At 47.6% G+C, this 13,915-nt stretch carries 11 protein-coding genes and 2 pseudogenes; 5 read left to right on the top strand and 8 right to left on the bottom strand.

Features of this window, described 5'->3' with window-relative positions:
- Positions 1 to 95: 95 nt before the first annotated feature.
- From rsmF to WHR59_RS10190, 3 genes are all read left to right on the top strand, one after another.
- Positions 96 to 1,484 carry a 16S rRNA (cytosine(1407)-C(5))-methyltransferase RsmF gene (gene rsmF / locus WHR59_RS10200; RefSeq protein WP_043017932.1) on the top strand — a complete coding sequence of 463 codons (1,389 nt, stop codon included), beginning with the start codon at positions 96 to 98 and terminating at the stop codon, positions 1,482 to 1,484.
- 100 nt (positions 1,485 to 1,584) lie between these two features.
- Positions 1,585 to 1,821 carry a YebV family protein gene (locus WHR59_RS10195; protein ID WP_029139506.1) on the top strand — a complete coding sequence of 79 codons (237 nt, stop codon included), beginning with the start codon at positions 1,585 to 1,587 and terminating at the stop codon, positions 1,819 to 1,821.
- A gap of 102 nt (positions 1,822 to 1,923) precedes the next feature.
- Complete coding sequence (locus tag WHR59_RS10190) at positions 1,924 to 2,115, top strand: YebW family protein (protein WP_016152779.1); 192 nt, start codon at positions 1,924 to 1,926, stop codon at positions 2,113 to 2,115.
- Here the strand turns inward: WHR59_RS10190 and pphA are convergent, their stop codons facing one another.
- Both pphA and WHR59_RS10180 read right to left on the bottom strand, forming a co-directional pair.
- Positions 2,116 to 2,757, bottom strand: a complete 642-nt coding sequence (pphA, locus tag WHR59_RS10185) for a protein-serine/threonine phosphatase (protein WP_043016682.1) — start codon at positions 2,755 to 2,757, stop codon at positions 2,116 to 2,118.
- A 101-nt stretch (positions 2,758 to 2,858) separates the two neighbouring features.
- Positions 2,859 to 4,115, bottom strand: a complete 1,257-nt coding sequence (locus WHR59_RS10180; RefSeq protein ID WP_043016683.1) for a hypothetical protein — start codon at positions 4,113 to 4,115, stop codon at positions 2,859 to 2,861.
- Between the two features lie 641 nt (positions 4,116 to 4,756).
- On the opposite strand from WHR59_RS10180, the pseudogene WHR59_RS10175 reads away from it, so the two are divergent.
- Positions 4,757 to 4,852 (top strand): annotated as a pseudogene (locus WHR59_RS10175) (SOS response-associated peptidase); the annotation flags it as partial.
- Positions 4,853 to 4,966: 114 nt separating this feature from the next.
- On the opposite strand, the gene WHR59_RS10170 reads toward WHR59_RS10175, so the two are convergent.
- A complete protein-coding gene (locus WHR59_RS10170; RefSeq protein WP_338843950.1) occupies positions 4,967 to 6,508 on the bottom strand; it encodes an EAL domain-containing protein in 1,542 nt (513 codons plus the stop codon).
- A 278-nt stretch (positions 6,509 to 6,786) separates the two neighbouring features.
- On the opposite strand from WHR59_RS10170, the pseudogene WHR59_RS10165 reads away from it, so the two are divergent.
- A pseudogene (locus tag WHR59_RS10165) lies at positions 6,787 to 6,936 on the top strand (DinI-like family protein); the annotation flags it as partial.
- A gap of 176 nt (positions 6,937 to 7,112) precedes the next feature.
- On the opposite strand, the gene WHR59_RS10160 reads toward WHR59_RS10165, so the two are convergent.
- The 5 genes from WHR59_RS10160 to WHR59_RS10140 are packed head-to-tail and all read right to left on the bottom strand — an operon-like array spanning position 7,113 to position 13,906.
- Positions 7,113 to 8,348 carry a tail fiber domain-containing protein gene (locus tag WHR59_RS10160; RefSeq protein ID WP_338843949.1) on the bottom strand — a complete coding sequence of 412 codons (1,236 nt, stop codon included), beginning with the start codon at positions 8,346 to 8,348 and terminating at the stop codon, positions 7,113 to 7,115.
- A gap of 9 nt (positions 8,349 to 8,357) precedes the next feature.
- Positions 8,358 to 9,302, bottom strand: coding sequence for a DUF6453 family protein (locus WHR59_RS10155; RefSeq protein WP_338843948.1), 945 nt, complete (start codon positions 9,300 to 9,302; stop codon positions 8,358 to 8,360).
- 2 nt (positions 9,303 to 9,304) lie between these two features.
- Entirely contained in the window at positions 9,305 to 12,538 is a 3,234-nt protein-coding gene (locus tag WHR59_RS10150; protein WP_338843947.1) for a host specificity protein J, read from the bottom strand.
- A gap of 55 nt (positions 12,539 to 12,593) precedes the next feature.
- Positions 12,594 to 13,187: a tail assembly protein gene (locus tag WHR59_RS10145; RefSeq protein WP_338843945.1), complete on the bottom strand. Its 594-nt coding sequence runs from the start codon at positions 13,185 to 13,187 to the stop codon at positions 12,594 to 12,596.
- Entirely contained in the window at positions 13,175 to 13,906 is a 732-nt protein-coding gene (locus WHR59_RS10140; RefSeq protein WP_047416548.1) for a C40 family peptidase, read from the bottom strand. Before WHR59_RS10140 ends, WHR59_RS10145 begins: the two co-directional genes overlap by 13 nt.
- Between the last annotated feature and the right edge of the window lie 9 nt (positions 13,907 to 13,915).

The raw sequence follows: 13,915 nt of genomic DNA, 5'->3' as shown, positions 1-13,915 counted from the left end.
GAGTACGTACGCCGGAGCAGTTATGCTACACTGCGCACCTGTTTTTTTGCCGGTGGTACCAAGTGGCTTATTTTCCCGACGCCTTTCTGACGCAAATGCGTGAAGCAATGCCTTCCACGCTCTCATTCGATGATTTTCTCGCTGCCTGCCAGCGCCCGCTGCGCCGCAGTATCCGCGTCAATACGCTGAAAATCTCCGTTGTTGACTTCCTCACTCTGACTGCGCCTTACAACTGGTCACTCACTCCAATTCCCTGGTGTGCAGAAGGCTTCTGGATCGAACGCGATGATGAGGAGTCAGTGCCTCTTGGCAGCACCGCGGAACATTTGAGCGGTCTGTTTTATATTCAGGAAGCCAGCTCGATGCTGCCGGTCGCCGCGCTGTTTGCCGAAGGCAATACCCCGGAACGCGTAATGGATGTTGCGGCTGCCCCCGGCTCCAAAACCACACAAATTGCTGCGAAAATGAATAATCAGGGCACGATTCTGGCGAATGAGTTTTCCGCCAGTCGTGTCAAAGTCTTGCACGCCAACATCAGCCGTTGCGGGATAGCCAATGTCGCGCTCACCCATTTTGACGGACGGGTATTTGGCGCAGCATTACCAGAAGCCTTCGATGCCATTTTGCTGGACGCCCCATGTTCCGGTGAAGGCGTGGTGCGTAAAGACCCCGATGCGCTAAAAAACTGGTCGCCAGAAAGTAATCTGCAAATCGCCGAGACCCAGCGCGAACTGCTCGACAGCGCCTTTCATGCCCTGCGTCCCGGTGGCACGATGGTTTACTCGACCTGCACGCTGAATCGTGACGAAAATGAAAACATCATGCAATGGTTGATTGAGTCCTACCCGGATGCCGTCGAGTTTTTACCGTTGGGCGATTTATTCCCGGAGGCCGAACGCGCCCTGACGCCGGAAGGATTCCTGCATGTATTCCCGCAGATCTACGATTGTGAAGGTTTCTTCGTTGCGCGTTTGCGCAAAACGGCCTCCATTCCTGCGTTACCCGCGCCGAAATACAAAGTCGGTAACTTCCCGTTCACTCCGCTAAAAGGACGTGAATCTGCCCTTATCACTGAGGCTGCTAACGCCTGTGGATTGCAGTGGGAAGATAGTCTGCGCCTGTGGCAGCGTGATAAAGAAATTTGGCTGTTTCCAACCGAGATTGAACCCCTGATTGGCAAAGTTCGTTTTTCCCGACTCGGTGTCAAACTGGCTGAAACGCACAATAAAGGATACCGCTGGCAGCATGAGGCCGTAATTGCTCTTGCCAACCCAAATCACAGCCATGCGTTTGAACTGACCCTTGCCGAAGCCGAAGAGTGGTACCGTGGCCGGGATATCTACCCACAAACCGCGCCGACTACCGATGATGTACTGGTTACGTTCCAGCATCAGCCGCTCGGCCTGGCAAAGCGTATTGGTTCGCGATTAAAGAATAGCTATCCACGCGATCTTGTCCGGGATGGCAAACTCTTTACAGGATAACGCACGTTTTTACTGGCGCTTTTGCTAACGTTGGCTACGCTGAAAAATGGACGCCCTAACTGGTCGTACCACAACCAGCAAATAAACGGAGAGCACGATGATGAAAACCAGTGTGCGCATTGGCGCTTTTGAAATCGACGACGCCGAATTACATGGCGAATCGCCAGGGGATCGAACGTTAACCATTCCGTGTAAATCCGATCCGGATTTATGTATGCAACTGGACGCCTGGGATGCCGACACCAGCGTCCCGGCCCTTCTTAACGGAGAACATTCGGTTCTATTTCGCGAGCACTACGATCGTAAGTCAGATGCCTGGATCATGCGCCTTGCCTGATTCAAAAAGAACCCGTCGCCAGACGGGTTATTTCCTGGTTAATTTCCCTCATCTATCAACATCTTCTACACTACAGGTATGGCTTTACCCTTTGAGGATGGAATGTTCACGCTGGTTCTTTTTGTGTGCTACCTGGGCGGCGGTTGTGAAGATATCGTTGTTGATGTCTACAAAACCGAGCAGCAGTGCCTGATATCGATGGACGATCAGCGTATTCGTAACGGCGGATGTTTACCCGCGGATGACTATATCGACAGCTTCTGGCGTCCGGCCCAGGAGTACAGCGATTTTTGATTATTGCAGTTGCACCAGCGTTAACTCGCCTCCAAATACCGCTCCGGTATCAATATAGTGCAGATTCTCGTAATCCAACCGTTGGCGCAATGGCGTGTGGCCAAACCAAAAGTGATCCGCGCCGCGAATGCCGTTGCCTTTATTCATTAGCCTTGAGCGATCCCACAGCACCCGCTGTAAATCGATATCTTTTTGCCACTGATAATCATCATCAGGGTAATCTGCGTGGGCAATGACATGAATGCCATTGCTGCAACGCAGCTCCAGAATCCAGGGTAATTGCTGACATTCTTCAAGAGCGAATTTTGCCGCTGGCTGCTCCGCCTGTGCAAACCACGAACCGCCATTCATAAACCACAGCGATTGCTCCCCCATTGCCAGCGCATCCAACCCCATTTGTTCATGATTCCCTCTGACCGCGACAATCCAGCTTTTACGCAGTAATTTCAGGCAGCGCAAACTGTCAGGCCCGCGATCGATAACATCTCCCACTGAAACCAGCAGGTCCTGCCACGGATCAAAATGACAGTGGCGCAATTTAGCCATCAATAATGAGAAGCAACCGTGGATGTCCCCGACCACCCAGACGTGACGCCAGCGCGTCGCTTCCACTCTCTGATAGGCATTGTCAGGCAGTCCCATTTGACCTCCTGTACACAAATATTGCCCTGTTCTTAATTAAACCTTAGCAGTAAAAAACAGAATGACCGAACCAGACGTCGTGGCCCTACGCTATCCGCGCGTCAACGAGGTACAATCGCAACAGCTTCCAGTTCTTCTTCCAGTTCAGCGACTAAAAATTGCAGGTCATAATCAGGTGCATTACGTGCACAGGCTCTTTCTTCTCTTTTCTGTTTACTACACAACTCCTGATAAAAATCATTAACCGCAGGGATATTCCCGGTAATTTTTATTACATCATGTTCATGATAAAATAGTAACGGTGGCCCGCCTTGCGTGTTAAATGCAACAGCCTTAAGCGGCGTGAGCTCCATTGCCTCAATAAAGCCTTTGTCACAACTCAATATTCCAGGAAAAAAATACCGCTCATCCTTTCCTGTATTGAATGTGAGTGCCTGTTCTAAATACCTACAGTGAGTCAAGTCCCAGGCCATACCTCGTAATGCCGGCCACAGATTTTTCGATTTTTTATGTATTTTGTTAAAAAACCTAAAATCAGTCCCTCGCTTAAAAAACTCACTCGCCAGGATCAATTCTCTTGTCGCCAAAAAGCAAGCTTTGGTGTGAGCAAAACTTAAGAGATCGATTAGTTTATTCTTAAGCGATCTGGCAGGCGATTTTATTTGTATGATACTCATCATAAGAACATAAGCGTATACGCTATCGTGCCTGTCTGTTAACGCACGCCTGAACTCAGAGTTTCTGTTTTTGGTGAGCATTGAGCTAAAATGTCTGTCTGTATTGAGAAAAAGCTCACCTTGAGATATCTTTGAGGTCAATATTCCACTGCTTCCAGACTTAACGAGATCAACATCTTTTATAAATTCGTATCCCATCAACTTGTCAAATATTTTATGGTGATTATCTTTTTCATCCAGATTTTTAAGATTCTCCAGTTCATATAATACTGAGTCTACTTGCGTATTCTTATGTGAAATAAATTTAAATATTTCTTCAATATCATCATCCAGACCAGAAACTTTGCCATTAATATATGGTCTGAGATAGCTTAATGCCTGACTATCAAGGGATATGGAGTAGTCTATTTTAAATGTAGAGTGCCCTTTCTCACTGAACATTTCCTCTATGGTTTGGGGATCCATCACGAAAACATTTTCATCATTGAATAAAGAGCGGATAGACGCCCCATGCTCGAATTTCTTGTTAGTTTGAAAACCCGGATATGGCCCTTTAGGCGATGAAAAGACAAATTTATACTCAGGAATTAATGGATAGAAACTGGTATATAGTTTTAATGATGCAGAGAGATCATCAGCATTACCAATCTCCATCACAAGCCTTTCTTTTAATTTTTCCATTTCTTATGTCTCTTTATCGAGAAACTAAGTCCATGTATCAGGGACCAGAACTTCATCAATTGATGGATAATCATACCGCTATTGAGAGAGGCGTGTCCAAGCCTCTGAGGAACAAGCATCAACTGAAATGCCGGCACATCAGCCGGATCTCAGGAAAAACGGGCATCACGATCTGATTTTTTTCTGTGCAAATGAAGTGTGAATGTTAAAAACAGTATGGTATAACGAAGAAATCCCGAAAAGTGATATGCGGAAAAATTTCGGAAACTTTCAGACATTATGTCCTAAGTTATTGAAATAAAAATCCACATAAAAAGAGACCGAATACGATTCCTGTTTACAACTCAAAACGCAACAACCTATAAAATTCAATAAGTTAACATCAAAAACCCACTAAAAAACACCTCCTGATACTTACTATTGCACCCGTTCAAGATCAATCAGTTGCTATTGGTTTCGTGGCGTCGTCGGGAAAAATTCGGGATCGCTTTCAACGAGCGCCCATCCATTTTTAAGAATTCATCAATTCACAAAACCATCATTCCGATTTACCTTACAAATTCCTTTTAAATCATTACCGGTGCGCACCACTTTTTCTTCCTGCCCTATACTTTCAGTCTGACATATGGCTGGAGGTTTCTATGTGTGGACGTTTTTCACAGTCAATGACACGAGAGGACTATCTTGCCCTGCTCGCTGAAGAAGGTGAACGCGACATTCCATACAATTTTGAACCAACTAGCTGATTGAATGCGGCAAGATATCAAAATCCTTCTGCAGTTAAATTTATATAGCTCGCGGTTACGCGTGTTATATAGAATGTGAAAACAATGAAAATAAAGTAATAAATATTAAGGCAAATTGGCATCCTCGACTAATTTTGTCAATTTATCTATAGATAACGGCTTTGAGTAATACCATCCCTGTACACCGCACTCAGGGAACATTTCAGTTAAATAATTAACCTGAGTTGATGTTTCCACACCTTCGAATACGACCTTATGAGTTATATCTTTAAAAATCTCTACCAATCCTGATAATAAATTATTACTTATAGAGTATTCATCGATAGAGTCTGTAATTGATTTATCAATTTTAATTTCATCTATTTGTAAACTTGACAGCCAGTTTAAATTTGAATAGCCCGTCCCGAAATCATCAATGGCTATTGAAATACCTTTATCATTAAATAAAGAAATTACCTTTTGGAGTGAATTTAGATCCGCACTCTGTCTTTCTGTTAATTCCATCATTATCATTCCGGGCTTTATATTTAATTCATCGATCATCTGAAACACTTTTCTTTGAAAAGATTCAGACAAAAGGTCTTGAGAACTAACATTAATGCTTATAAAGACATTAAATTTTTCAGAAAGAGACCTAGCTTCTTTTACTACCATTCGAAATACAAGATTACTTACATCTTGAATTAAATTATGTCTCTCTGCAATAGGGATAAAAATATCAGGAGGAATGCTACCAATATCATGGTCATCCCATCTAATTAGTGCCTCTATACCAATAACCTTACCGGTTTTTATTTTATAAATAGGTTGATATACAAGATATAATGATTCATTTCTTATGGCATTTTTTAATCTTGATACTAATGATTGTTTGCGTGCAACCTTTTGATTATAAACAACGCCTAAAAGAACACCTGTTACAATAGATGTAAATGCAATCAACAAAATCATTAACCAATTATCGAAACTCACCCACGTGAATTTAACTCCTCCCATGACACAGATGTCATATTTTCCATTACAACTTTGCGTAGTAATAAGTCCTAACTGATAGGATTTATCATGTTTAGCCTCCTCAAGCAGATCGACCAGATCACCAAACCTAAACAAATGAAGAGAATGATCTCTATTGCCGACAATTGCTGAAAATCCTTTCTCTTCATGGTCTGTAGCAAATCTGTTAAAAGCAAATGGTGAAATCGTTATAGCTAATTTTTGGTTGCTTAGTAAATCAGCTTTAACATTATTTTCCAACAACACGCCAAAAAACCACGTCAAGTTATCCTTTTCAACTTTTCTATCGTATATGTTGAGTAATAATGGTGCTGGCAACTTGCCCCACAACGCAGTACAAGTAATTGCCCCATTAGAAATAAATGATATATCCTTTATAAGTGCATAAGGCCATAGAGCGATTCTTACAGCATGAAGCTGTTGTTCACTACAGGGACTATAAGCATCAAACACCTCATAACCATCATTTATTTCATCAATTTGTTGAATGAGACTAACACTTCTATTCAATACTCGTTCTGTATATGAACCGATACGCTCCTTATATATATAATAAGTAGAAATCTCAGTTAACGACAAAAACAGCAAAAATGAAAATGTGATTGATATCACATAGGGCTTAAATTTAGTCAATTTGTAGTTCTTTATCACACAAACCTCTTAATATATCTTAACCCTTTGTGACAACATACATTCCACTATCAATTTACAATGTTGAACATACAATTAAAATAGATTATCGGCAACAATAGTTGTTTCTTTATACTTTCCATTAGAAATGGACATCATACTATAGTACAAAACTATATAAGTGAGATTTATGTCTCCATTTCAATCAAGTACATGTCTCCCTACATGTACAAACATCGTGAACATGATAGCATTCAAGGGGGCTGAGTATGATGAGGGAGCGTTCTTCCCCCGATGCTGATGTCCGGGTAAAACCGATGATGACACTTCCGGCAATCAACACTGACGCCAGCAAGCACGAGAAGGAACAGATAAGCCGTACTGTGCAGGAAATGTTTGAAGAGGCTGATATGTGGCTGGTTTCAGATTAAACGCCTTGAACCGTCATATTGCTTAAGTACAATCCACCGTGACTGGCAATCATTCAATACTCGCACAATCGAACGTTCGCCAGTCGGCCGCAATCATGCTCTTGCATACGGCGTGGTTGCGGCATCCCCCTGTTATTTCGCTTTATGACATTGCACGCTGATGGTCCAGAGCAGAATTATCTGGCGGCGAGCTGTTCGACAATTTTCTTCAGCGCCGCCATGTCTGCTTTCAGTTGATTGATTTCTTCCTGCTGCGCTTCGTTTTCATCCATCAAAGAAATAATGGTTGCGTGGTGAACAGCGGCCAGAACGCCGGAATCGCCAGCCTGCACAGATAATGCATCCTTAACAACAGTTCCGTCCCGCAGTTCGATATCACCGGCAGTGACTTTCGCCTCCGGGTACGCCTCATACAGCCCTTCAGCCAGAACACCGATACCGAAACGCCCGTCAGCATTTTTTGTTTTCAGTCGCCAGGTGCATGCGCGGATTATCCGCATCGTTTCGCGCGGATTCTGGATGTCTTCGACTTTCTCCTTAATTTTGACAGTCGAGCCGCCGTTAACCCAGTTTCCGGTGGCGGTGGCGTTACCATTAGTGCCATTAAACCGCCACATATGTGGCGTGGTTCCCGCTTCATAAGTCCAGGAGAGCACATACTCCGGATTATTGCTGTTAGCCCACGCGGACCATGTAAACACTCCGCCATAGTTGCCAGGCCAGTACAATTTGAAGCTGGAGTGAGGATACAGATAGCCTGCACCGGGAACATTCATCTGTTCCTGGTAGAGACCGTAGTTGCGGTTTCCGGCATAGAGGGAGTCGAAACTCCCCGGCAATGAATTTACCTTGCCAAACGGGCTGGTTATCTGGCCTCCGGATTTGCCGCCGATGGTGTTAAGGCGGACATCATTCCCCTCACAGAAAGAACCTGCCCCTGCGCCAAAGGGACTGGATAACCCCGTCCCGCCCTGTGCTTTTGGCACCACACCGTCAACTTTTGTGACCATATTATCGGACAGGTATTTCCATGATGGACCGGGAAATGAAGACCCATCAGGAAGCTTAACTGTAATCATCCCCGGAGCACTGAATACCTGCTGCCAGTTCTGTTTGTCGTAGTTCAGGCCGAGAAGCGCCTGGGTATTCTGAACGACCATTGCGGCAGTGACCATATTCAGCGCCACGCGGGGAACGGCAGACCAGGCGGCTCCTGTCGCCCGTGGCCCGGTGTAATTACTGACCAGCGTCAGGCGTGTATTGCTGTTAACTTCCAGTACGGGAAGAGTGAACGGCACACCACCCACGACAACCACAATAAAATCACCTGCAGCTAACTCAGTGGTGAAAGTAGTGTCAGTTCCGGCAACCGAGGCTGAGTTATTGTTAAGGGTTAACGTTCCTGCTGACATGGGTTTTCCTCAGTACATGTTCGGAAGAATAAGAATGGGCATGGCGATATTTCTGTTTCGGGTCATATCCCATGCGCCAGAATTGCGGTCCGCAAATACTTTGTTGTAGGCTGACCTGACGCTACCGCCTGACATGACCACGCCTTTTGTTCTGATATTTCCCCATCCACCAATCATTCGTACCTGAACGCCGGTATAGACTATCTGGCAGAACCCGCCGCCTATATCCTGGAATGCGTCGGTTATCTGGATTTGTCGGTCATACACAAAGGGGCGTTTCAGCGTGGAGAATGTCACCTGACCTGCGGCGTTGGTCATCGTGATACCGTCGCCGCCGACAGGTGCTGTCTGATTGAATATCACCAGGTCAATCGTCGCTGTTCCGGCCACATCGTCCCGCCCTGTGTAGGAAATATCGCGAACGATGATACTGGTGCCATCAAACCCCACCGACACATTCGGGTTATCCCATTTACCGAAAGGAATACCGCTCACCGGAAGCGGCGCGCTGCCGCTAACCGTAATGCGCCCGGAATAAGCGCAGGTCATCAGCGCAGCCTGATTGGATATAGCGGTGAAGTCAGTCGAGTTTGAAACCAGTAAACCTTCGTTATACGTCGCCGCAGGTAGCAGCTCCATAACGTAGCCTGACCAGTCAGGGACAATACTTTTTCCACCGATTGTCTCAGCCCCGATGATGACCCCGGAATCACCGTTTCGGGTGACACCCGTCATTATGGCCACGTCGAATTCTGCAAAGGAATAGATGTATATGGGATTGGTTGGCACCACGATAGCCTGTGAGCCAGGAACAAGTGGTGTATTGACCGGGTACTGCATGAACTGGGATGACCAGCCCGAGAAGGATGTACAAAAGCTGGGGGCACGCAGCCCAGCAGTGATTGCCATCACCGGACGGCCATCGTTGTAATTAATAAAAATTCCCTCCGCCATTATTACCCCCTAAATGTTCCAACCTGAACATTTCCACCATTTGTCAGATTAACGAGAATTCCATAACCATCAATTACGACCTTGTTATTTACACCGTTAAAAGAGAAATTCCCGCTGTCGGCATAAAGCTTTCCATGCAATTCAGCGTTCCCATTCTTATCAATGCGCCAGCCCGTTGAACCTGCAACGAAGTTATTTGACTGGATGTAATTGCCAATTTTGGCATTGGTAATACTTCCGTCCTGAATAAAGGCATCACTGATAAATACCTGACCATTGATAGCGGCAAAGGGTGAATATTGCGTATCACCACTGCCACTCATCAGGACGAACTGGTTTGCGTTAAACCCGACACGGGTTACTACCGGCTTACCTGATTCGGCCAGCACCGCAATTGACATCCCGGCATTGTAAAAAATACCGTTGATGCGCACTCCGGCTTTCAGGGTATGAATAGCCGTCGCCCCCGAAGCATCGACAGTAGCGGTCAGTTTGTCCTCGAGAGAGGCTGTCACATCTTCAATCTGTGCCTGTACCTGCGTAGACAGCTCAGCCATCGCCTTATCCACACTGGCGACCGTCGTTTTAATTACCAGAATATCCGCGCGCACCTCGCCGTACTGCGCCCACTGGTGTTCCGCGGTTGCATGGTTGGCCAGCGCATTCTGCAATGCGGCTTCGAGGTTGGTATCAATATCACTTGTCAGGCGGTCACCGTCGGCAGACGTCAGGAAGTCATCAGCAATATCGCCCAGGTAGTCGTCAGCATTCGCATTAGATTCACCACGAACCCAGTCGGTCCAGTCACTCTGATTACCAATACGGTCGACCAGGCGAGCCCGGTACCAAAATTCAACACCAGCCTTTAAGCCCAGTTGTGTGTAGATGTGTTGCGGATAAGGAACTCCGGCAAGCAGCAGAGGGTTATCCCCATTGCCGTTTACTGAATACTGCAATTCAGTCTGGAGGGTGTCACCTGTATCAACCGGGAAGGACCAGTCAACCTGAATACCCCAGTTGATTGCTGTGGTGCGCAGACCAACCGGTTTGGGAACTTCCCCTGTACGCCCAGTGAGATGAGTCAGAACAGAAGATGCCCACAAACTGGAAGCGCCACCAGAATTAATAGCGCGGACTCGCACAAGGTAATCACCGGAAAAAATTCCGGAGACCTCTATATTGCGTAGGCCTGTTTCGGGAATATTGATCCACTCATTATCACCACGTTTCCACTGTGCCTGATACGCGACAATATCAGCCTGAGGTTTCCCGTTTTTATCTACTGGCGCATCCCAACTCGCAACCATAGTGGCGATACGTTGCCCCTGGCGGACCGAATCGTAGCTGCTAATTGCGATGTTCGACGGTTGCCCTACCAGGCCTGTCGGTATCAGACTGATCGGTGGCGTATCCAGTCGGGTATTGTTATCAACGGCATCATATTTCGCCACGTTGTACTCTGCACCGGTGATACTGTAGGTGTTCTCCTCATCGTTAAATGTCAGATTGGTTACACGGAAATACTGGAGGCGCAACTGACCTGCATCGATAACAAAAATGGCATTAGGTAGTGGCTCAGCGGTAAAGGCAGTTGCCAGTATCAGTTGCTGGCCGTTAACCGCCTGAATGGTTCTGCTCTCAACGGTACCGCCCTGGGTACGAATCATCAGCGTATCGCCGGCCAATGCGCTTGTTCCCCGATCGGTAGTTACAGATTTCAGCCCGGCATCGTAGTCAGTAATTCGCCCACCATAGACACGGCCAGACAGCCGCTCATCGGCAAAGGCGAACACTGTCCCAGGTACATAGGCGAAGCCATCGAGTCCAGTCTGAACAGTGATAATGCGATCCAGCGAGTTGGAGTAGACGGCCCACCCTCCGCGGCGCTGCGCCTCGCTTTCACGTGTACAGCCAATAGCCGTCAATTGCGTCTGCTTAAACTTGAACTGCTTAACCAGCTCGGGAAACATCACTGCCGTTGTGCGATCCTGATAGTGGTTATCTGGGTCACTAAAGTTAATCAGCGCAGAGCTATAGCGGTTCTTTTCACTGCCGCTGGAGTACGTTGGCTTACCGACAACAGAGGCTCGAGTGAGTATCTGAAGTTTTGACGTATCCGCTGGCATATCAGAGACAACATTGAACATGTTGTTGCCCCAGAACGTCATGCCGTTAAAACCTGCCGCAATATCCTTGATCACCTGCCAGGCATCAGCCTGAGCCTGGATATAAACGTCAAACATAAAGCGAGGCTCGGTACCGCTGCCACCCTTACCATCCGGCACCTTCTGATCGCAGCGCTGGGCAATACGGTACAACTCCCATTTATCGAGCATCGCTGGCGTAACCCTGCGACCCAGTCCGAAGCGCGGCTCAGTAAGAATATCGAACCAAATCCATGCAGGATTATTCGTCCATCCCCATTTGAATGTACCATCCCATATACCGCCATAAGTGCGTGTAATCGGATCGTAGTTCTGAGGGATGCGGATTACCCGACCTTTAGGTTTACAAGAAATCTTCGGGATATTGCTGAATGACTTAGCATTGAATGACACATACAGTAGTGCGGTATGTGGATAACGGAGACGCGCATCAATCACCTCGGTGATCGCCTGTACCTGCGTTTTGTTCTGGAGCATTTGGCTGGTACTGTCGTCGGTATCGCGCACGACCCGAATCTGCCAGCCTGTGTTCGCTTTCGGGAGGTTAATACGGTGCGTCAACTCATAGAGAGAGCTGAGTTTCTCCGTAACCGTTTTGGTCATTACTGTAGAGTAAGCTCCACCATCAACGGCGAGATCAATATGGTACGTTACAGTAGTGCCGACAATATCCCCATCGTTTTCCTGCTGCTGAAGGCCAGGAATGCCAACTCGTACTAATACGGCGTCGATCTGGGTATTGCTGATAGCTCTAGTCCATGGGGTGACTTTCGTCAACGATACGCCAACCGTAGTTTCGTTCTCGACTGCGGGAAAACCCGGAATCGGTGTCTGGGTCTGTGTGCCCGGTCGAAATTCCCAGGAAACGTTCTCAAAATTCATCGTTCCATCGGCGTTACCGAGCGGTGTACCGTCCAGGAAAATCCGGGTCGCATCCAGACCACCAGCAAACTCACCTTCCCCTAGCGCCAGCAGCATGCGACAGCGCGCCATTGATTGCGCCGAATCAGGCTGTTCTACAGGTGTGTGCTGCTTCTGGCTGCCGCCCTTTGCACCAGTAATCGTTGCCATATTGCATCCATAAAAAAAGCACCCGACTGGGTGCTAATTGAAAAGTGAGAAGCCGTCAGATGTCCTCAGCGACGATCCCCGCGCTGATAATTGCGCCGCCGATTTCACGCTCGCCATACAGCAGAGCCACTGGGTTACCCATTGCCAGGGTGTTTACTGAGCCACCAAAGGCATAGCTGGGTTTGTTATCTGGATCGTCGCGTCCCTGTAGTCCTTTGGGCTGGGGCGAAAGCATCTGGTAAATTCCACCAGCCATCATTCCGATACCAGCGGAGACCATCCCCGCGCCAATGACACCTGCTGAACCGAACGTCATTCCAGTGACGACAATGCCCGCCACAACCATGACAGCACCCAATATCGTCTGGAACAAACCCGCTTTTTTTGCCCCTTCCATCACCGGTGCTATGCGAATATCGGTGCTTCCGACCAGATCCTTAAAATCCTCCACCCCGATATTGCGCTTACCGCGAAACACCGCAAACGTCATACCGTTCTTTTTGGCGTTCATAAGATAGCTTTCCAGTCCGTCCAAGTTGATGCAGAGCGCCTTTACCGCTTCCGCTGACGTCTGCACCGCCAGCCGATGAACGCGGCCAAATCGAGCACCCAGCGCGCCGTACAATCGAATCGTGGTTAAGCGCGCCATGGCTTAATCTCCTGCTGTAGCTCTTTGTGACGGACGCAGATCATCGTCCTGTCTTTGAAATAGCCTCTGGCATACGGAGTAATGCAGGATGGCTGCCCGTACAGATGGTGAAGCAGTTCGCCTTCCTCGGTAATGATCCCCGCATGGTTCCACTTACTGGATTCAACCTGCATGATGACCATACAGCCTGGCGATGGGTCGCATTCGACAAACCCCTCCCGCTCCCAGTTATCGAAATACAGGTTGTCTGGGTAGTGGCTTTCCCACCACGGGTAATCGACCCGGAAATCATTCAGCGTTACACCCTGGGTGGTATGCCAGTCCATGATCAACCCCCAGCAGTCGTGAGAGCCAAGGATGAACGGGCGGCCGATTAGCGGAATAGCATCCGGGGTTATCTCGGCGTATTCATCGCAATCAGGCGCATATATTCCCCATACCACACCTGACTGGTTGCATTGCTGGCGATCGAGGTCTGAGGGGATAGCCCTGGCTCCATCGCCAGGATGCGAGTGAATGACTCGAATAATGGTCCCTGCATCCTCGGCATTTGCCCAGTACTCACCATCAATACGGAAATGCTCAGATGGGTTTTCATGACTGTTCGGTACCGAAATATATCGCTGACGCCGTCCTGATTGGATGACAAAGCCGCAGCACTCTCGTGGCGACTCCTCCAGTGCATGCGCCCGGATAGCAGCCATAATAGTTTTGTTCATTGGTATCTC

It is taken from the genome of Citrobacter europaeus, from assembly GCF_037482245.1.
In the GTDB taxonomy this organism is placed as follows: domain Bacteria; phylum Pseudomonadota; class Gammaproteobacteria; order Enterobacterales; family Enterobacteriaceae; genus Citrobacter; species Citrobacter europaeus.
The sequence above is the reverse complement of the archived record's forward strand: the minus strand, read 5'-3'. Positions and strand labels throughout refer to the sequence as shown.